The organism is Nocardia sp. NPDC058058 (assembly GCF_042885355.1).
GTDB lineage: Bacteria > Actinomycetota > Actinomycetes > Mycobacteriales > Mycobacteriaceae > Nocardia.
The window spans coordinates 911669-929326 of the sequence record NZ_JBHVSA010000002.1; the positions used below are offsets into that span (position 1 = coordinate 911669).

The 17658-nt window shown below is 67.2% G+C and carries 15 protein-coding genes; 11 read left to right on the forward strand and 4 right to left on the reverse strand.

What is annotated here, in order from left to right:
• Positions 1-11: 11 nt before the first annotated feature.
• Positions 12-2177, reverse strand: coding sequence for an acyl-CoA dehydrogenase (locus tag ACFVUS_RS18890; RefSeq protein WP_387767518.1), 2166 nt, complete (start codon positions 2175-2177; stop codon positions 12-14).
• 147 nt (positions 2178-2324) lie between these two features.
• Here ACFVUS_RS18890 and kstR point away from each other — a divergent pair, with 147 nt between their 5' ends.
• The 5 genes from kstR to ACFVUS_RS18915 all read left to right on the forward strand — a co-directional run bounded on the left by kstR (position 2325) and on the right by ACFVUS_RS18915 (position 9096).
• Positions 2325-2990 (forward strand): cholesterol catabolism transcriptional regulator KstR, encoded by a 666-nt coding sequence (kstR, locus tag ACFVUS_RS18895; RefSeq protein ID WP_364637704.1) that lies wholly within the window; start codon positions 2325-2327, stop codon positions 2988-2990.
• Positions 2991-3291: 301 nt separating this feature from the next.
• Positions 3292-5862 carry a trehalose-phosphatase gene (otsB, locus tag ACFVUS_RS18900; protein WP_387767521.1) on the forward strand — a complete coding sequence of 857 codons (2571 nt, stop codon included), beginning with the start codon at positions 3292-3294 and terminating at the stop codon, positions 5860-5862.
• 326 nt (positions 5863-6188) lie between these two features.
• A complete protein-coding gene (locus tag ACFVUS_RS18905) occupies positions 6189-7118 on the forward strand; it encodes a metal ABC transporter solute-binding protein, Zn/Mn family (protein ID WP_387767524.1) in 930 nt (309 codons plus the stop codon).
• 137 nt (positions 7119-7255) lie between these two features.
• Positions 7256-8221: a metal ABC transporter ATP-binding protein gene (locus tag ACFVUS_RS18910; protein WP_387767527.1), complete on the forward strand. Its 966-nt coding sequence runs from the start codon at positions 7256-7258 to the stop codon at positions 8219-8221.
• Positions 8218-9096 carry a metal ABC transporter permease gene (locus ACFVUS_RS18915; protein WP_387767530.1) on the forward strand — a complete coding sequence of 293 codons (879 nt, stop codon included), beginning with the start codon at positions 8218-8220 and terminating at the stop codon, positions 9094-9096. Before ACFVUS_RS18910 ends, ACFVUS_RS18915 begins: the two co-directional genes overlap by 4 nt.
• A gap of 119 nt (positions 9097-9215) precedes the next feature.
• On the opposite strand, the gene ACFVUS_RS18920 is transcribed toward ACFVUS_RS18915, so the two are convergent.
• Entirely contained in the window at positions 9216-10094 is an 879-nt protein-coding gene (locus tag ACFVUS_RS18920) for an A/G-specific adenine glycosylase (RefSeq protein WP_387767533.1), read from the reverse strand.
• A gap of 113 nt (positions 10095-10207) precedes the next feature.
• On the opposite strand from ACFVUS_RS18920, the gene ACFVUS_RS18925 reads away from it, so the two are divergent.
• Together ACFVUS_RS18925 and ACFVUS_RS18930 are read left to right on the forward strand one after the other, a co-directional pair.
• Positions 10208-10831 (forward strand): carbonic anhydrase, encoded by a 624-nt coding sequence (locus ACFVUS_RS18925; RefSeq protein WP_364637691.1) that lies wholly within the window; start codon positions 10208-10210, stop codon positions 10829-10831.
• A gap of 112 nt (positions 10832-10943) precedes the next feature.
• On the forward strand, positions 10944-11618 hold the full coding sequence (locus tag ACFVUS_RS18930; protein WP_387767536.1) for a hypothetical protein: 675 nt from the start codon (positions 10944-10946) through the stop codon (positions 11616-11618).
• A 125-nt stretch (positions 11619-11743) separates the two neighbouring features.
• Here the strand turns inward: ACFVUS_RS18930 and radA are convergent, their stop codons facing one another.
• Positions 11744-13144, reverse strand: coding sequence for a DNA repair protein RadA (gene radA, locus ACFVUS_RS18935; RefSeq protein WP_387767539.1), 1401 nt, complete (start codon positions 13142-13144; stop codon positions 11744-11746).
• A gap of 197 nt (positions 13145-13341) precedes the next feature.
• On the reverse strand, positions 13342-14001 hold the full coding sequence (locus tag ACFVUS_RS18940; RefSeq protein WP_387767542.1) for a hypothetical protein: 660 nt from the start codon (positions 13999-14001) through the stop codon (positions 13342-13344).
• A gap of 305 nt (positions 14002-14306) precedes the next feature.
• Between ACFVUS_RS18940 and carD the strand changes: the two genes are divergently transcribed.
• The 4 genes from carD to cysS are packed head-to-tail and all read left to right on the forward strand — an operon-like array spanning position 14307 to position 17456.
• The gene (gene carD, locus ACFVUS_RS18945; protein ID WP_067569016.1) at positions 14307-14795 is read left to right on the forward strand and encodes an RNA polymerase-binding transcription factor CarD; all 489 of its coding nucleotides are present in this window, start codon (positions 14307-14309) and stop codon (positions 14793-14795) included.
• Between the two features lie 2 nt (positions 14796-14797).
• Positions 14798-15520 carry a 2-C-methyl-D-erythritol 4-phosphate cytidylyltransferase gene (gene ispD, locus ACFVUS_RS18950; protein ID WP_387767545.1) on the forward strand — a complete coding sequence of 241 codons (723 nt, stop codon included), beginning with the start codon at positions 14798-14800 and terminating at the stop codon, positions 15518-15520.
• Positions 15521-15534: 14 nt separating this feature from the next.
• Positions 15535-16002, forward strand: coding sequence for a 2-C-methyl-D-erythritol 2,4-cyclodiphosphate synthase (gene ispF / locus ACFVUS_RS18955; protein WP_364638016.1), 468 nt, complete (start codon positions 15535-15537; stop codon positions 16000-16002).
• Positions 16003-16061: 59 nt separating this feature from the next.
• Entirely contained in the window at positions 16062-17456 is a 1395-nt protein-coding gene (gene cysS, locus ACFVUS_RS18960; RefSeq protein WP_387767548.1) for a cysteine--tRNA ligase, read from the forward strand.
• Positions 17457-17658 lie beyond the last annotated feature (202 nt).

The following is a 17658-nucleotide window of genomic DNA, read 5'->3' on the forward strand; positions in this document are numbered from 1 at the left end:
TGAGGTGTGGGCTAACCGTGCGATTCGCGTGGCAGCCCGAGAATTCGTTCACCGGCGACGGTCAACAGAATCTGCTCGGTACCGCCCGCAATGGACAAACAGCGTGTGAGCAGGAATTCTTTCACCACATCGGTTTCCAAAGCACCCGCCGCGCCAGCCACTTCCACGGCAAATTCGGCGACTGCCTGCCGGTGTCTGACACCGACCAGTTTGCGCACGCTGCTCTGCGGACCGGGATCTCCACCGGACAGCAGTTTCTGCGCCGCACGTGCATCAAGCAATGTTCCAGCGATCGATTCGGCGACGAGTCCGCCGAGGCGATCCGCGACCAATTCCGCACCGGGTCCGGCGGTGGGCGCGGCGGCGATCAACGCCTCCAACTCATCGCCGATTCCCTTGCCGCCCATGGCGACCCGCTCGGCCGACAGCGTCGAGCGGGCGATCTTCCAGCCGTTCTCCAGCGCACCGACCAGGCAGTCGTCCGGGACGAACACATCGTCCAGGAAGACCTCGTTGAACCGCGCCTCACCGGTGATCTCGACCAGCGGGCGGATATCGATGCCCGCGCTCTTCATATCGACCAGGAAGTAGCTGATGCCCTTGTGCTTGGGCGCGGCCGGATCGGTGCGCGCCAGGCAGATGCCCCAGGTCGCCTTGTCCGCCAGCGAGGTCCACACCTTCTGACCGCGCAGCTTCCAGCCGCCCTCGACCCGCTCGGCCACCGTGCGCAGCGCGGCCAGATCGGAACCGGCCTCCGGCTCGGAGAACAGCTGGCACCAGATGACCTCACCGGTCAGCGTCGGCAGCGCGTAGCGCTCGATCTGCTCGGGCGAACCCCATTGCAGCAGAGTCGGAATCGCCCAGTTGGCGATGGCCAGCTCGGGCAGCGTGATGCCCGCCTTGCGGATCTGGTCATCGATCCAGGTGCGCTGGATCGGACCCGCGCCGCGTCCGTACGGCACCGGCCAATGCGAGGCCAGCAGTCCGGACCCGGCGAGCGCGTCGCGCTGTTCGGCCTCGGGCAGGGCGGCGATCTTGGCCAGGTCCGCGGCCAGCACCGCGGCCTCGGCCGCGGTCAATCCGACTGCGTCCCAATTGGGTTCGCCCTCGGCCCCACCGGAAGCGGTGCCGAGATCGAGGCCGACCGTGCGGCGCACACCCTGCAACGTCAATTCGGTGACCCGGGCACGCCAGCGCGCGGAACCACCCAGCAACTGCCGCATGGCCGTCGCCCGGCGCAAATACAGATGCGCGTCGTGCTCCCAGGTGAAACCGATTCCACCCAGCACCTGAATGCAGTCCTTGGCGGTTTCCACCGCGGCGTCCAGCGCGATCGACAACGCCACCGCCGCCGCGAGCGGAAGTTCGTTCGTCTCAGCATCAACCGCGGCCGCGGCATCGGCCGCCACCGCGCGAATCTGCTCGGCCCGGCACAGCATCCACGCGCAAATATGTTTGACCGCTTGGAATTCGCCGATCTTGCGCCCGAATTGTTCGCGAACCTTCGCGTATTCGGTGGCGGTTTCCAAACACCATCCGGCAATACCGGCGGCCTCGGCGGCAATCAGCGTGGCGGCGATATCGAGCACGGATTGCGTGGGCGCGAACAAATGTTCCGGTGCGACAACGACTTCCGCGCACACCACCCGGGCGAGCGGGACGGTCTGATCGATGGTGGGCAGCGGCTCCACCCGCAGGCCCGCCGCATCGGCGTCGATCAGGCACCACAGGTGGCGCTCACCGTCGACGACCGGGACCAGCACCGCGGTGCCCGGCGCGGCACCGAGAACCGAGTCCCACTCACCGGACAGAATTGCCCCGGATTCGCCGACCGATATCGCGATTTCGCCACCGAGCGCAATACCGCACGGCGTATTCTCGTCGAGCATCTCTCCGGCAACGAGGCCGGCGAGGGCCGTCGAAAGTACGGGTCCGCCTACGAGATCATGTGCCGCCTGCTCCACCAGCACGGCCAGATCTCCGACGGAACAGCCCGCACCGCCGGCCTCTTCCGGGACCGCGACCCGGAATATCCCGAGATCGGCGAGGCGCGACCAGTATTCGCGCCAGAAATCCGACCCACCGGAACGCATTGTTGCAATTGGGCGCACCGCTGCCGCCCACCCGCGCATGGACTCCTGGACGGCTTTATGCTCGTCAGTGGTGGCTATGGTCACACCACGTACCGCCTTTCCGGGGTGACTTCCACTCCTAGAACATGTTCTAATGTTCGAGCCGGGCGTAAGTCAAGCGCCGCCCGAACGCGGTACGAACTCGTAGCCGGGATGAATCGAACGATTCGTGCAGGAAAGGACTTTCAACCGATGGCCAGTCCCTCCCGATCGCAGTCCGCCGATGGCGCCGCTGCGGGCACCGCGCCTGTGGGCACCGGGCGCAGTGCGCCCGTCACCACCCTCAGCGAGGAGGATCTGAGCTCGGCTGCACAGCGCGACCGGCGCAAACGCATTCTCGACGCCACCCTCGCGCTGGCCTCCAAGGGCGGCTACGACGCCGTCCAGATGCGCGCGGTCGCCGAGCGCGCCGATGTCGCCGTCGGCACCCTGTACCGGTACTTCCCGTCCAAGGTGCACCTGCTCGTCTCGGCCCTGGCTCGCGAATTCGAACAGCTGGAGAGCCGCCGCAAGCCGCTGCCCGGCGGCGATCCGCGCGAGCGCATGCACCTCATGCTCACCCAGATCACCCGGGCCATGCAGCGCGATCCGCTGCTCACCGAGGCCATGACGCGAGCGTTCATGTTCGCCGACGCGTCCGCGGCCGCCGAGGTGGATCGGGTCGGCAAGGTGATGGACCGCTTCTTCGCCCGCGCGCTGTCCGACGAGGTGCCCGATGAGCGCCAGCTCGCCATCGCCCGCGTGATAAGCGATGTGTGGCTGTCGAATCTGGTCGCCTGGCTCACCCGCCGCGCGTCGGCCACCGATGTCACCGAACGACTGGAGCTCACAGTGGATCTGCTGATCGGCGACAAGTGAGATTTCTCCGGGTTTACTCCCAGCGCCGGGGGTAGCACGCGGTAAACGCACTCCGGGCTTTCGCACGGATGCATCCGGGCCGGTCGTCTTTTCGAGACGATCCGGCCCTTTCGCGTTCAACCACAACGTCACAGGTCACAGGCACCGAAGCCGTACTGCCCGAGCGGAAATCGGACATATGGTGAACCGGAGGCAAGTGTCTTGTAAACGCTATGTATCACCGTCAGAACGAGCGGGCAATCAAGACCCAGTAGAGTCTGGCTCGCCCTGAAAAATCTCCTCCGATCACTAGGTTGGATGCGTGAGCGCACAGGATTTGCCACTGGAACTTCGCCGTGCGTTGGCGGCTGTCGCCCGAGTGCCACGGCTGCTGGTCGCTTCGGACTACGACGGGACGATCGCACCCATCGTTGACGACCCCGCGAAGGCCTATCCCCATAGGGAGTCGGTGAATGCGCTGCGCGCACTCTCCGGCCTGACCGGTACCACCGCCGCCGTCATTTCCGGACGAGCGCTGCGAGATCTCGCGGCTCTCTCCCGGCTGCCCGTCGAGGTGCAGTTGATCGGAAGCCACGGTTCCGAATTCGATGTCGGCTTCGTGCACGCCATCGATAACGACGCCAAACAGCTACTGCAGGAAGTGCAGTCGACGCTGACCCAGATCGCGCAGGACAACCCCGGCGCGACCGTCGAGATCAAACCGGCCAGCGTCGCGCTGCACGTGCGCAACGCCAGCCCCGAAATAGGCCGCCGCGCAGTGGTTCAGGTCCGCCAGGGCCCGTCCAGCTGGGTCGGCGTGCAGACCACCGAGGGCAAGGAAGTCATCGAGCTCGCGGTCGTCGAAACCGATAAGGGCGCGGCGCTGGACATCGTCCGGCACCAGCAGGGCGCGTCCGCGGCAGTGTTCATCGGTGATGACGTCACCGATGAGAAGGCCTTCAAACGCCTGTCCGGACCGGACGTCGGCATCAAGGTCGGCGACGGCGAAAGCCTCGCCAAATTCCGGGTTTCCAGCACCGAGGACGTCTCCAAGGCCCTCGCCTTCCTGCTCGAGGAGCGGCGCACCTGGCTGGCAGGAGCCTCCGCCCCTCGAATCGAACGGCTGACCATGTTGGCCAGCCCTCGATCCAAGGCACTGGTCACCCCGGACGGCACCATCACCTGGTTGTGCCATCCCGAGCCTGATTCGGCGGCGGTGTTCGCGCACCTGCTCGGCGGACCCGGCGCGGGACACTTCACCATCCAGCCCGAACGGGCCGGACTGCCGCTGTCCCAGCGCTACATCGACGGCACCATGACCGTCGAAACCCGGTGGGCCAGTCTGCAAGTGGTGGACTACCTGCCGCACGACGTAGCCGCGGTGCGGACCGACCTCACCCGTGTCATCACCGGTGACGCGAAGGCGGTCATCACCTTCGCACCGCGACCGGAATTCGGTCAGGTGCCGGTGCGCATCGTGCGCGATAACTCCGGACTGCGGGTGCAGGGCACCAACGATCCACTCGTCCTGCGCTCCCCGGGCGTGGAATGGGTGATCATCGACGAGGGCAATCACCACACCGCCCGCGCCGTCGTGGACCCGCGACAGGGTCCGATCGTGCTCGAAATGCGCTGCGGCACCTCCGATCTCGCACCCTGCATGACACCCGAGGCGGACCGGCGGCGCGAAGCCGAACGGTACTGGTCGGAATGGGCAGGGGCACTGGAGCTTCCGCCGCTCAAGCCGGATCTCATGAAGCGCTCCGCGCTCACCCTGCGCGGACTCGTGCACGCCCCCTCCGGATCGATCCTGGCGGCGGCCACCACCTCGCTGCCCGAGGACATCGGCGGCGTGCGCAACTGGGACTACCGGTACTGCTGGCTGCGCGACGCCTCACTCACCGCGTCCGCACTGGTATCGCTGGGCTCCGTCGGCGAAGCCGAGGAACTGCTCGCCTGGGTGCACCGGGTGCTGGAGACCATCCCCGGACCCGAACGGCTGCACCCGCTCTACACGCTCTACGGCGAAACCCTGCCGCCCGAGGCCGTCATCGACCAGCTGCCCGGCTATGCCGGATCCCGGCCGGTTCGAGTCGGCAACGCGGCGAACATGCAGGTGCAGCTCGACGTGTTCGGGCCGATCGTCGACCTCATCTCACAGCTCGCGCACGCCCGCGAACGCAAGGGCATCACCGATCCGGCCAAGGCCCTGCCGGACGCGGACTGGGATCTGGTGCACGCCATGGTCTCCGCCGTACAGCGGCGCTGGCGCGAACCCGACCACGGCATCTGGGAGATCCGCGGCAACCCGCGGCACCACGTGTACTCCAAGGTCATGGGCTGGCTCACCGCCGACCGGGCGATCACCCTCGCCCGCCAGTTCGGCCGCACCGTCGAACCCGGCTGGGAGAAGCTCCGCGACACCATCGCGGCCGAGGTCAAGGTCGAAGGCTGGAGCGAAGAGGTCCAGTCCTACACCGCGGCCTACGAGGGCACCGACCTCGACGCCGCCACCCTGCACATCGGCCTGAGCGGTCTGATCGACCCCTCCGACCCCCGGTTCGCCGCCACCGTCGTCGCGACCGAAGCCGAATTGCGCAGCGGCTCAACCGTTTACCGCTACCACCACGATGACGGCCTGCCCGGCGGCGAAGGTGGCTTCCACCTCTGCGCCGCCTGGCTCGTCGAGGCCTACCTCCTCATCGGCAAGCGCGAAGACGCCGAGGCGCTCTTCGCCCAACTCGTCGACGTCGCGGGCCCCACCGGCCTGCTCTCCGAGGAGTACGACCCGGTCGCCGAACGCTCGCTCGGCAACCACCCCCAGGCCTACAGCCACCTCGGCCTGCTGCGCTGCGCCCAACTCCTCTCGCAGCCGGTAGCCGCACTGACGTAGTTCTCCGCTCGAACAGAGCAAAACAAGAATCGGCCCCCGCGAACAACAGTTCGCGGGGGCCGAGTTCGTTGGTGGGTGGGGCTGAGGCCGCGAACAGGGGGTGTGTCGAGGCTCCGAGGCGATTGCGGCGGGTCGGTCGCGGCAGCGCGGTCGCGGCAGCGCGGGGGTTTGGGGCTGGCCCCTCCCCACCTCCGGGGGGTGCCGGGGCGTAGCCCCCGTGTGTCGCCTACCACACCTACCGGTCGGATTTAGGCAGCGCCGGGCACTTGCGCTACATTTTATTGGCAATCGTTTTCGTTTCAGATAAGCGTTCCAGGAGTTCCCGCGTGACCAGAAGCTTTGCAAAAGGATTCGCCGTGTTCGCCGCGGGACTGGCCACCGTGGCCACCCTGACCGCCTGCGGATCGTCGAAGAATGATTCCGGGGTGACCGTGGTCGCCTCCACCAATGTCTGGGGCGATATCGCCAAGACCGTCGCCGGACCCGACGCCAAGGTCGAATCCCTGATCAGCGATCCGGCGGCCGACCCGCACTCGTACGAGGTCACCGCCGTGCAGGCCGCGCAGATCAGCGATGCCAGCCTCATCGTCTACAACGGCGGCGGCTACGACGAATTCATCGACAAGGCCATCTCCGGCAAGAACAAGCGCACCGTGAACGCGGTCGACATCGCGGGCGAGGACTCGCACGGCGCGGCCACTCCCGCCAAGGAGACCGCGGGCCACGATCACGAGCACGGCAACGAACACGTCTTCTACGATGTGCACGCCGCGGGCCATGTCGCCGAGCACATCGCCGAGAGCCTGGGCCAGATCGATCCCGCGCACAAGCAGGACTACACCGATCGCGCCGCCGCCTTCACCGCGAAACTGACCGGGATAGAAGCCATTACCGCCAAGATCGCCGCCGAGCACCCGAATCAGCCCGTGGTGCAGACCGAGCCGCTGGCCTACTACATGCTGCTCGCCGCCAAGGCCGACGACCGCACCCCGCACTCCTTCCAGGAAGCCATCGAACAGGGCACCGACCCCTCCCCCGCCGATGTCGCCGCGGTCCGGGACCTGCTGTCCGGCAAGAAGGTTCGCGCCCTGGTCTACAACATCCAGACCGAGGACAAGACCACCAAGGATATGCGCGCCACCGCGCAGTCCGCGGGCATCACCGTCGTCGAGGTCACCGAAACCCTGCCGCAGGGCCTGGATTACATCGGCTGGATGACCCGCAACGCCCAATCCCTGTCCACCGCACTGTCCTAGATCACGGAATCATGCCCGCCGCCAAAGCATTACCCCTGGGAGCCCCGGCCGCAGCCAGCGGCCGGGTCGCCCAGCAAACCCCCGCCGCGCACCCCGCGCCCGGGGGTTCTCCCACCTCCGCAGCCGGGAGCATCACCATGAAAACCGAACCCGCCTTCGAAACCCGCACCACCACAGCGGATTCCGACTGCCTGCTACCCGGCGCACACGCCGGCCACAGCGCCGCCCCGGAGCCGCGCGCGAGCGCCGCTCCCGCCGCCCAGCCCGTTCCGGCAGTGCGGCTGACGAACGCGCGGCTGGCATACGGGGCGCGCACGCTATGGCAGGGCCTGGATCTGGAAGTCGCGCCGGGCGAATTCATCGCGGTGCTCGGCCCCAACGGCTCGGGCAAGACCTCGCTGCTGAAGATGCTGCTCGGTCAGGTGGCACTGTCCGACGGCACCGCCGAGATCGCGGGTTCCCCCGCCCGACTGGGCAATTCGGATATCGGTTACGTACCCCAGCAGAAGACCATGGACGCCGGGGTGCAGCTGCGCGGCGTCGACCTGGTCGGCCTCGGCGTGGACGGCCACCGCTGGGGCCTGGGCTGGCGCGGCCGCAAGGAGCGCAAACGCAAAGTGGCGCAGGCGATCGCGGACGTCGGCGCGCAGAAGTATGCATACGCCCCCATCGACGCCCTCTCCGGCGGTGAGCAGCAGCGACTACGCGTAGCGCAGGCCCTCGCGGGCGACCCGAGCGTGCTGCTCTGCGACGAACCGCTGCTCTCCCTGGACCTGGCCAACCAGCGCCTGGTCTCCGAACTCATCGACAAGCGCCGCCGCACCCACGACACCGCCGTCCTATTCGTCACCCACGAGATCAACCCCATCCTCCCCTTGGTGGATCGAGTCCTGTACCTGGTCGACGGCAAATTCCGGATCGGCACCCCCGACGAGGTAATGACCTCCGAAGTCCTCTCCGAGCTCTACCGCACCCAGGTCGACGTGCTGCGCGTCCGCGGCCGCCTCGTGGTGGTCGGCACCGGCGACGTCATGGACGCACTGGGCGAAGCGGGCGGCCACTGCCACGGCAGCGACGACAAGACGGACGGAGTATCCGCATGATCGACAAACTCTCCGGCGTCTTCTCGAAGATGTTCGACTTCTCCACCACCGCGCATCTGCTCGGGTACGACTTCGTGCAGCAGGCGGTGCTGGCGGCCGCGCTGCTCGGGCTGCTCGCGGGTGCGATCGGCCCGCTGATCATCAGTAGGCAGATGTCGTTCGCGGTGCACGGGACGAGCGAGCTGTCGCTCACCGGTGCGGCGGCGGCGCTGCTCGCCGGGGTCGGCGTGGGATTCGGGGCGATCGCCGGATCGGTGGTCGCGGCCGTGCTGTTCGGGGTGCTGGGTTCGCGTGCGCGCGAACGGGATTCGGTTATTGCGGTGGTGCTATCGTTCGGCCTCGGCCTGTCGGTGCTGTTCCTGTGGCTCGGACCCGAGCGCGCGGGATCGAAGTTCTCGCTGCTCACCGGACAGGTGGTGAGCGTCGGCTACAACGGGCTGACACTGCTCGCGACCTGCACGGTCGGCGTGCTGATCGTGCTCGCGGCCGTGTACCGGCCGCTGCTGTTCGCCAGCTCCGACCCGGAAGTGGCGGTGGCGCGCGGGGTTCCGGTGCGGGCGCTCTCGATCGTGTTCGCCGTACTGCTCGGCATCACCGCCGCCTTCGGCGTGCAAATCGTCGGCGCGCTACTGGTGCTGGCGCTGCTCATCACCCCGGCGGCCGCCGCGGCGCAGGTCACCGCGAGCCCGGTGCGCGCCACCATCCTCGCGATCGTGTTCGCGGAAACCGCCGCGGTGGGCGGCATCCTGCTGTCCCTCGCGCCCGGCGTCCCGGTGTCCACCTTCGTCACCACGATCTCGTTCACCATCTACCTGGTGTGCCGAATCATCGGCTCCCGCACCAGAACTCGCCGCCGCGAACTCGTAGCCGCCTGACCTCTGGCGACCATTCTCGATCTGCCACATGAGGGGTGGCAGATCGTGCTGTGCCGCGACCATTTCCGGACGACGTCCCCTCGTCCCGTCCGGAAATGGTCGCGCACGTTCTCGTCCGCCTACGCGGCTCCGCCTTCGCCGGCGAGCGCGAACAGGCCGTCGGCGGTCTGCTCGATGAGACCGTCGATGAGGAGCGAATCCAGGGCGCGGTCGCGCTGGCCGATATCGCGAGTCCAGGCCATATCCAGGCGGATTCGCTCGACCGGGCCGGTCGCGTCACGCAGCACGTCCAGGAGACGGCCGCGGGCCTGCCGGTCGGTGCCCTCGAATTTCTGTGTGCGCCGGACGATCTCGGAGGCGGGACGGCCCGCGGTGACCCACGCGCAGGTGGGGAGCGGGCAGCGGGAGCAGTCCGGGGTGCGGGCCGTGCACACGGTCGCGCCCAATTCCATGAGAGCGGCGGAGAATACGGCCGCGCGCGGTACGGATGCGGGCAGCAGGGCTTCGGTCTCGCGCAGATCGCGGCTGGCCGGATTGCCCGCATCGGCGCGACCGTGCACGGCGCGAGCGACAACGCGTCGAACATTGGTGTCCACCACGGGAACTCGCTGACCGTAGGCGAAGCAGGCGATGGCGCGCGCGGTGTAATCACCGATACCGGGCAGGCTCAGCAGTACATCGACATCGGTCGGCACCTCATCGCCGTACTGCTCCGCGAGCACCCGCGAGCACTCGTGCAACCGCAGCGCCCGGCGCGGATAGCCGAGTTTTCCCCAGGCGCGCAACACATCTCCCTGCGGCGCGGCCGCCATGGCGGAGGGCACCGGCCAGCGCGCCACCCATTCACGCCAGATCGGCTCCACACGCACGACGGGCGTCTGCTGCAGCATGATCTCGCTCATCAGAATGTGCCAGGCCGTCACCTCGGGCCGTCGCCACGGCAGGTCCCGGGCAGTTTCCCGGTACCAGTCGATGAGGGTGTCGCTGTCTATCGTCATTCGTTCCCTTATCCCCCGCTCACAAGCTGAGCGGTCGACCGGTCGGTTGTCAGTTGCCGGACCGTAACGTTCCGGACTCGCCGGTAACCGCTTCCGTATGGAAAATGAGACACATGCCGCATAACAACCCGATCAGTGCCTGGAAGGCCCTCCGCGAAGGCAATGAACGCTTCGTCGACGGTACGTTGCAGCATCCTAGCCAGGGGGCGGCGGACCGGGCCAGACTCGTCGGCGGCCAGCAGCCCGGCGCGATTCTGTTCGGTTGCGGCGACTCCCGCGTCGCCGCCGAGATCATCTTCGATCAGGGCCTCGGCGATCTGTTCGTGGTGCGCACCGCCGGTCACGTGGTGGACTCCTCGGTGCTCGGCTCCATCGAATACGGCGTGGAGGTGCTGAAGGTTCCGCTCATCGTGGTGCTCGGCCACGACAGCTGCGGCGCCGTCCGCGCCACCATCGACGCCCTGGACCACGGCAATGTGCCCGGCGGCTTCATTCGCAGTGTGGTCGAACGCGTCACGCCGTCCATTCTGATCGGCCGCCGCGAAGGACTCGAATCGGTCGACGAGCTGGAGGCCAGGCACGTCGAGGAGACCGCCCGCCTGCTCATGCAGCGCTCGATGATCATCTCCCAGCGCGTGGCCACCGGCGAGTGCGCCATCGCCTGCGTCACCTACAACCTCGAAGAAGGCCAGATCAAACTGCATCGCGTGATCGGCAATATCGGCGAGGTGGTCTGAGCTGGTCGCCTGCCCGGGGCGGCGAAATGTACCTGCCCCGTAGGCTCTTTCACCTCCGACACGCCGAGACCCTGGCGCGGACACACCCGACGGTGCCCTTACCGTTGACAGCGTGCTGGAACCGAATGGACCACTGCCGCCGGAAATCTACTGGCGCCGTCGCCTGGTCGCCATAGGCGCGATCGCGATCGCGCTGCTACTGGTGCTCTGGGTGGGCTTCGCGCTATTGCGCGGTGGCAGCGGCGATGAGAAGAAAGCCGACGCCAAAGCCCCCACCTCCGCTCCCGGTGCGACCAACAAGCCCGCCGGGAGCAGTTCGGGTGCCGCCGATCCGAGTTCGGCCAAGCCGTCCGCGGCTCCGGTCAGCGGCAGCGCCGCGCCGGTCGCCGGAGCCGGGCAGTGCTCGGATCAGTCGCTGGCCGTGAAGGTCAATGTCGGACAACCCACCTACAAGACGGGTGAGCAGCCGGTATTCGGCATCGTCATCACCAATATCTCCAGTTCGGCGTGCGAACGCGATATGGGTTCGGGCCTGCAACTGGTGTCGGTGCAATCGCTGGACGGTCAGCGCCGCCTGTGGGCCAGCACCGACTGCTATCCGGACGGCACCCCCGATATGCGCAACCTGATGCCCGGGCAGCAGGCGGCGTTCACCGTCACCTGGTCCGGTTCCAGCTCCCAGCCCGGCTGCGCCGGGGATCGCGTCCCGGTGCCCTCCGGCCCGTACACCGTTGTGGCCCAATTGGGTTCGGTGCGCAGCTCACCGGAGCCGTTCAATATCGCCTGACACCCAGCGTTTTTCAGCACGAAGGCCGGACCTCCAAGGAGGTCCGGCCTTCGCTGTTGGAGCGGAACGGGTTCCGGCCCGGCCCGCATTCGAGTCGGTCCCGCGCGCGCAACCGGCGTACCGTGTCAGTCCTCGTCGCCGCCCGCCTTGGCCTTGCGGCGCGGATGCCGCAGCCCGCAGGCGGCAAGCGCCGCACTGAGATCCGCGACCTCGTGCACCTTGATGGTGCGACCCGCACGATCCACACCGGTCGGTACCAGAGCTTCGGTGAACCCCAGCCGTTCCGCCTCGGCGAGGCGGCGCGTCACCCCCGTCACCTGCCGCACCTCCCCCGCCAAACCGACCTCGCCGAGCACCACCATGCCCGGCCGCAATGCCTTGTCCTGACTGGCGCTCGCAATGGCAAGCGCGACAGCGAGATCCGCTGCGGGCTCGGTGAGCCGCATACCGCCTACGGTGGCCGCGTAGACGTCCTGCTTACCCACATAGACCCCGCAGCGGCTCTGCAGGACAGCCAGGACCATGGAAACGCGGTTGTAGTCCAGCCCGCTCACGGCGCGTCGCGGTGCGGGCACCTGGGTGTCAACGGTGAGACCCTGCACCTCGCCGAGCATCGGCCGCTTACCGTCCATGGCGACGGTGACCGCGGTCCCCGGCACCGCCGACCCCCGATGATGCAGGAACAGCCCGGAAGGATCGTCCACACAGGCGATTCCGGCCTCGCGCATCTCGAAACAGCCGACCTCGTCGGTACTGCCGAACCGATTCTTGATGCCGCGCACCATGCGCAGCGTCGAATGCTTGTCCCCCTCGAACTGCAACACCACATCGACCAGATGCTCGAGCGTGCGCGGTCCCGCCACCGAACCATCCTTGGTGACGTGCCCGACCAGCAGCACCGCGATCCCGCTCGCCTTGGCCAGCGAGGTGAGTGCCGCCGTCACCGAGCGCACCTGGGTGACGCCGCCGATCACCCCGTCCACATCCGCGGCCAGCATGGTCTGCACCGAGTCGACCACCAGCAGCGACGGCCGCACCTGCTCGACATGGCCCAGAATCGTGGCCAGATCGGATTCGGCCGCCAGATACACCTTTTCGTGCACCGCGCCCGTGCGGTCCGCGCGCAAGCGCACCTGGCCCGCCGATTCCTCCGCCGTCACGTACAGCGCGATCTCATCGCGCGCCCGCGCCCACCGATGCGCCACCTCGAGCAACAGCGTCGACTTCCCGACGCCCGGCTCGCCGGACAGCAGCACCACCGATCCGGGCACGATGCCGCCGCCGAGCACCCGGTCCAATTCGGACACCCCGGTGGTGCGCGCGAACGTGGTCTTGGAATCGATACTCGAAATGGGCGTGGCCGCCGTACTCGGCAACATGGCCCGCCGCCCCGGCACGGTCGCCGCCGCCGAGGCCGCCACCTCCTCGACCGTTCCCCAGGCTTCGCACGCCGGGCAGCGTCCCACCCATTTGGCGAGCTCATTCGCGCAATCAGCGCACCGATACACGGTTTTCACCTTGGCCACGCGCGCAGCCTAATAACCGCCCCCGACAGAAACTCACGCCACGCGGAGTCCATTCGAGTCGTCGGTAAAGCGACGCGAATCCGTTCCGCATCGACACGCCCGGCGTGCATCGGCTCGGATATTTCCGTGCCCGAATACGACCGCACCCGCTCCGGAATTCCGAAGCGGGTGCGGTTCAAGCGAATTCGAGCCGAAACTCAGTGCCCGGACTTGGTCTCGGACTTGGTCTCGTTGTTCACCGGCTCGGGACGCGGATTGTTCGGCCCGGCATCGACCGGAACGTTCACCACGACGGTGCCCGCTTCCTTGAAGATGAAGGTGACCGGGTAGGTCAGGCCGGGGGTGACATCCTTGGTCAGCCCGGTGACCTCGACGAGCAGCGGGTGCGCGTCCGGGTCGGTGGTGGTGGCCTTGTTATCGCTCGCGGTCTCGGTGCCGTGCGAATCGTGCCCGGCAGCCGGGGCGGCTTCCTTCTTGGCGAGGTCCGCGACCAGGGTGGTCTGCGGCTTGATCTCGGCCTTGCCGCCGATCTTCACCGTGCCCAGCTCGGTGGTCACGCTGACCAGCTCGTCCGGGGTGGCCTCGCCGAGGTTGGCGGCGCTGAACGCCAGCACGGCCTTGCCGCCCTTGGCGTTGTCGTATTCCTCGGTCTGCGGCAGCAGGAAACGCACATCGCGCAGCGCGACCTTGCCGACATTGGCGCTGTTGCCGTTGACGGCGGCGACCTGGTGGGCGGTCTGCGAGATCTGACCGGCGCCGCAACCCGTCAGCGCGAGCACCGCGCCCGCGGCGAGTGCGGCAACCGTCATGGCACGCCGGCGCGTCTTGGACGCGGTGGTGGCTTTCAGGGCAGTCACGGGTTGTTCCTCCATGTCGACCGGTCTCACTCCACTATGCAGAGTAGTAGTCCAGAAGAGTAATGCGTGTGTTCCCACGCCCCCTCGAGGGGGCGGCTATACGGAAAGTCGCGTATGCGGAGAGCGCTCGCGCATTCGCGTTCCAACGCAACTGAGCGGTATCCCGTTATGCCACAACAAGATGCACACACTTCCGCGGTTGTCAACCCCCACCGCCGGTTGGTTGTGGCTCTGACCTGCACCGTTGATCGCGCCGTTACCGAGTCGCATGTTAAACTGTGAACATCGAAAGGGGCACGGGACACATGATTTTTAAGGTCGGAGACACCGTCGTTTACCCCCACCACGGAGCGGCGCTGATCGAAGCAATCGAAACCCGCACCATCAAGGGTGTACAAAAGGAGTATCTGGTCCTGAAGGTCGCTCAAGGCGACCTGACCGTTCGGGTTCCCGCAGAGAACGCAGAGTATGTCGGCGTCCGCGACGTCGTCGGCCAGGAAGGTCTCGACAAGGTCTTCCAGGTGCTCCGCGCACCGCATACCGAAGAGCCCACCAACTGGTCTCGCCGTTACAAGGCCAACCTCGAGAAGCTCGCCTCCGGCGATGTGAACAAGGTGGCCGAGGTCGTTCGCGACCTGTGGCGTCGGGAGCAGGACCGCGGCCTGTCCGCCGGTGAGAAGCGCATGCTGGCCAAGGCCCGGCAGATTCTCGTCGGTGAGCTCGCGCTCGCGGAGGGCACCGATGATGTACGTGCCGAGACCCTGCTCGACGAGGTTCTCGCCGCGGCTTCCTGATCGTGAACGCGTCACACGGTGCGAGCCGTGTCGTAGCGCTGGTCCCTGCCGCCGGTATGGGCGTGCGCCTGGGTGAGAACAAGCCCAAGGCGTTCGTTCCAGTCGGCGGCAGTCCCATGCTCGCACTCGCTGTAAGCGGCCTGATCGATTCCGGGTCCGTCGATGAAGTTGTGGTTATGGTGCCCGCCGAACTCGTCGACGAGACCCGCGCACTACTCCCCGTTTCGAATATCCTGGTGCACGTCGTGATCGGTGGCGCCGAGCGCACCGATTCGGTCCGCGCCGGGCTGAACGCCGCGCCGGACGCCGATTTCGTACTCGTGCACGACGCCGCACGCGCCCTGACCCCGCATTCGCTCATCACCCGGGTGGTGGATGAGCTGCGCGCGGGCGCACAGGCCGTGATTCCGGCACTGCCGGTCACCGACACCATCAAGGCCGTGAACGCCACGGGCGCGGTGGTCGGGACGCCGGATCGAGCGAGCTTGCGCGCCATCCAGACTCCGCAGGGCTTCGAGGCGGCGCTGCTGCGCGCGGCCTATGCCACCGGCACCCAGGCGACCGATGACGCGGGCCTGGTCGAATTGCTCGGCGCGACCGTGCGTACCGTGCCCGGCGATGCGCTCGCCTTCAAAATCACCACACCCCTGGACCTGGTGCTGGCCAATACACTGGTGGCCCAGGACGGGACGACCGGAACGCGGGAGGCGGTGACAACTCGATGATCGACCCCACCTCCATGCGCGTGGGCATCGGCAGCGATGTGCACCCGATCGCCCCCGGCCGGGACTGCTGGATGGCCGGTCTGCTGTTCGAGGGCGATAGCGGTTGCGAAGGTCATTCCGATGGCGATGTCGCAGCTCACGCACTATGCGACGCACTGCTGTCCGCCGCCGGTCTCGGCGATGTCGGCGCGGTGTTCGGCACCGGCCGCCCGGAATGGGAAGGCGTTTCCGGGGCCGCCATGCTGAAGGAAGTGCGGCGGCTGTTGGATGAGGCCGGGTTCAGCATTGTCAATGCGGCTGTACAAGTAATCGGTAATCGTCCCAAGATCGGCCCGCGGCGCGCCGAGGCGCAGAAAGTGCTCGGAGAAATTCTGGGCGCACCGATTTCGGTATCGGGCACGACCACCGACGGTTTGGGTCTGACCGGTCGCGGCGAAGGCGTGGCATCGGTCGCCACCGCGCTGCTGTGTTGTCGTTCCTGACAATCAGCAGCCGTATCCGCCGTAATTCCGCTCCATCCCAACAGCTAGGATGCTCTGTCGTGACTCTGCGCCTTTTCGACACCGAGACGCGGACCCTGCGTGAATTCACGCCGCTGGTCCCCGGCCACGCTTCGGTGTACCTGTGTGGCGCGACCGTGCAGGGCGAACCGCACATCGGACATCTGCGCAGCGGCGTCGCCTTCGACGTGCTGCGACGCTGGTTGAGCGCCAATGGTTTCGATGTCGCGTTCATTCGGAATGTCACCGATATCGACGACAAGATTCTGCACAAGGCCGCCGAACACGGCCGCCCGTGGTGGGAATGGGCCGCCACCTACGAGCGCGCCTTCGATCGCGCCTACGCCACGCTCGGTGTGCTGCCGCCGTCCGCGGAGCCGCGGGCCACCGGGCACATCACCCAGATGGTCACCATGATGGAGCGGCTCATCGAGCGCGGGCACGCCTACCCGTCCGAGGGCAATGTCTATTTCGACGTGGTGAGCTATCCGGACTACGGCAAGCTGTCCGGGCACAAGCTCGACGATGTGCACCAGGGCGAGAGCGCCGGGACCGGTAAGAAGGATCAGCGCGACTTCACGCTGTGGAAGGCCGCCAAGCCCGGTGAGCCGAGCTGGCCGTCGCCGTGGGGTCCGGGGCGACCGGGCTGGCATTTGGAATGCTCCGCCATGGCCGAGTTCTATCTCGGACCCGAATTCGATATTCATTGCGGCGGAATGGATTTGGTTTTCCCGCACCATGAGAATGAAATCGCGCAGTCGCGTGCGGCCGGAGACGGGTTCGCCCGCTACTGGCTGCACAACGGCTGGGTGACCATGGGCGGCGAGAAAATGTCCAAATCCCTCGGCAATGTGCTGTCGGTGCCGAATGTGCTGGAGCGGGTCGGGGTGCGGCCGGTGGAGCTGCGCTACTACCTGGGCAGCGTGAGCTACCGGTCCATGGTCGAGTACTCCGATAAGGCGCTCACCGAGGCCGCCGCGGCGTATCAGCGCATCGAGGCGTTCGTGCAGCGGGTGGGCGAGCGCGCCGGAGCCGTGCCGATCGGCACCTGGACGGCCGGATTCGCCGATGCCCTCGATGACGACCTCGGAGTTCCCAAGGCGCTTGCCGAGATTCACGGTGTGGTGAACGAGGGCAACAAGGCGCTCGACGCCAATGATCTGGACGCCGCGCGCAACTACGCCGGACAGGTGCGGGCCATGCTCGCCATCCTCGGGGTGGATCCGCTCGACGAGCACTGGGCCGCCCCGGCCGATTCCTCCTCGGCCATCGCGGCTCTGGACGTGCTCATCGGCGCGGAATTGGATCGGCGGCAACAGGCCCGGGCCGATAAGGACTGGGGAGCGGCCGATGCGGTCCGCGACCGGCTCAAGGCGGCGGGCGTGGAGGTCACCGACACTCCGCGCGGACCGGAATGGGCCTTGACCAAGGAATGACGGGTCTCGAGAAATTCGAGGCGAGACAGGACGCGGCACAGCCGGGTCGCACACCGCACTGGGGCGGCACATCGCTGCTCTCGGGCGGCACATCGCTGCTTTCGGGCGGCACAGACAGCTGCCCTCGGGTGGCACAGATATTTGGGCGCAGCCGTTCGCTGCGCCGACCGGATGCAGGTATCCCGCATGATCGATCGAGAGC

Coding starts and splice junctions, on each gene's coding strand:
- kstR (WP_364637704.1), top strand. CDS start 2,325: ATGGCCAGTCCCTCCCGATCGCAGTCCGCCGATGGCGCCGCTGCGGGC.
- ACFVUS_RS18910 (WP_387767527.1), top strand. CDS start 7,256: ATGAAAACCGAACCCGCCTTCGAAACCCGCACCACCACAGCGGATTCC.
- ACFVUS_RS18915 (WP_387767530.1), top strand. CDS start 8,218: ATGATCGACAAACTCTCCGGCGTCTTCTCGAAGATGTTCGACTTCTCC.
- ACFVUS_RS18920 (WP_387767533.1), bottom strand. CDS start 10,094: ATGACGATAGACAGCGACACCCTCATCGACTGGTACCGGGAAACTGCC.
- ACFVUS_RS18925 (WP_364637691.1), top strand. CDS start 10,208: ATGCCGCATAACAACCCGATCAGTGCCTGGAAGGCCCTCCGCGAAGGC.
- carD (WP_067569016.1), top strand. CDS start 14,307: ATGATTTTTAAGGTCGGAGACACCGTCGTTTACCCCCACCACGGAGCG.
- ispF (WP_364638016.1), top strand. CDS start 15,535: ATGCGCGTGGGCATCGGCAGCGATGTGCACCCGATCGCCCCCGGCCGG.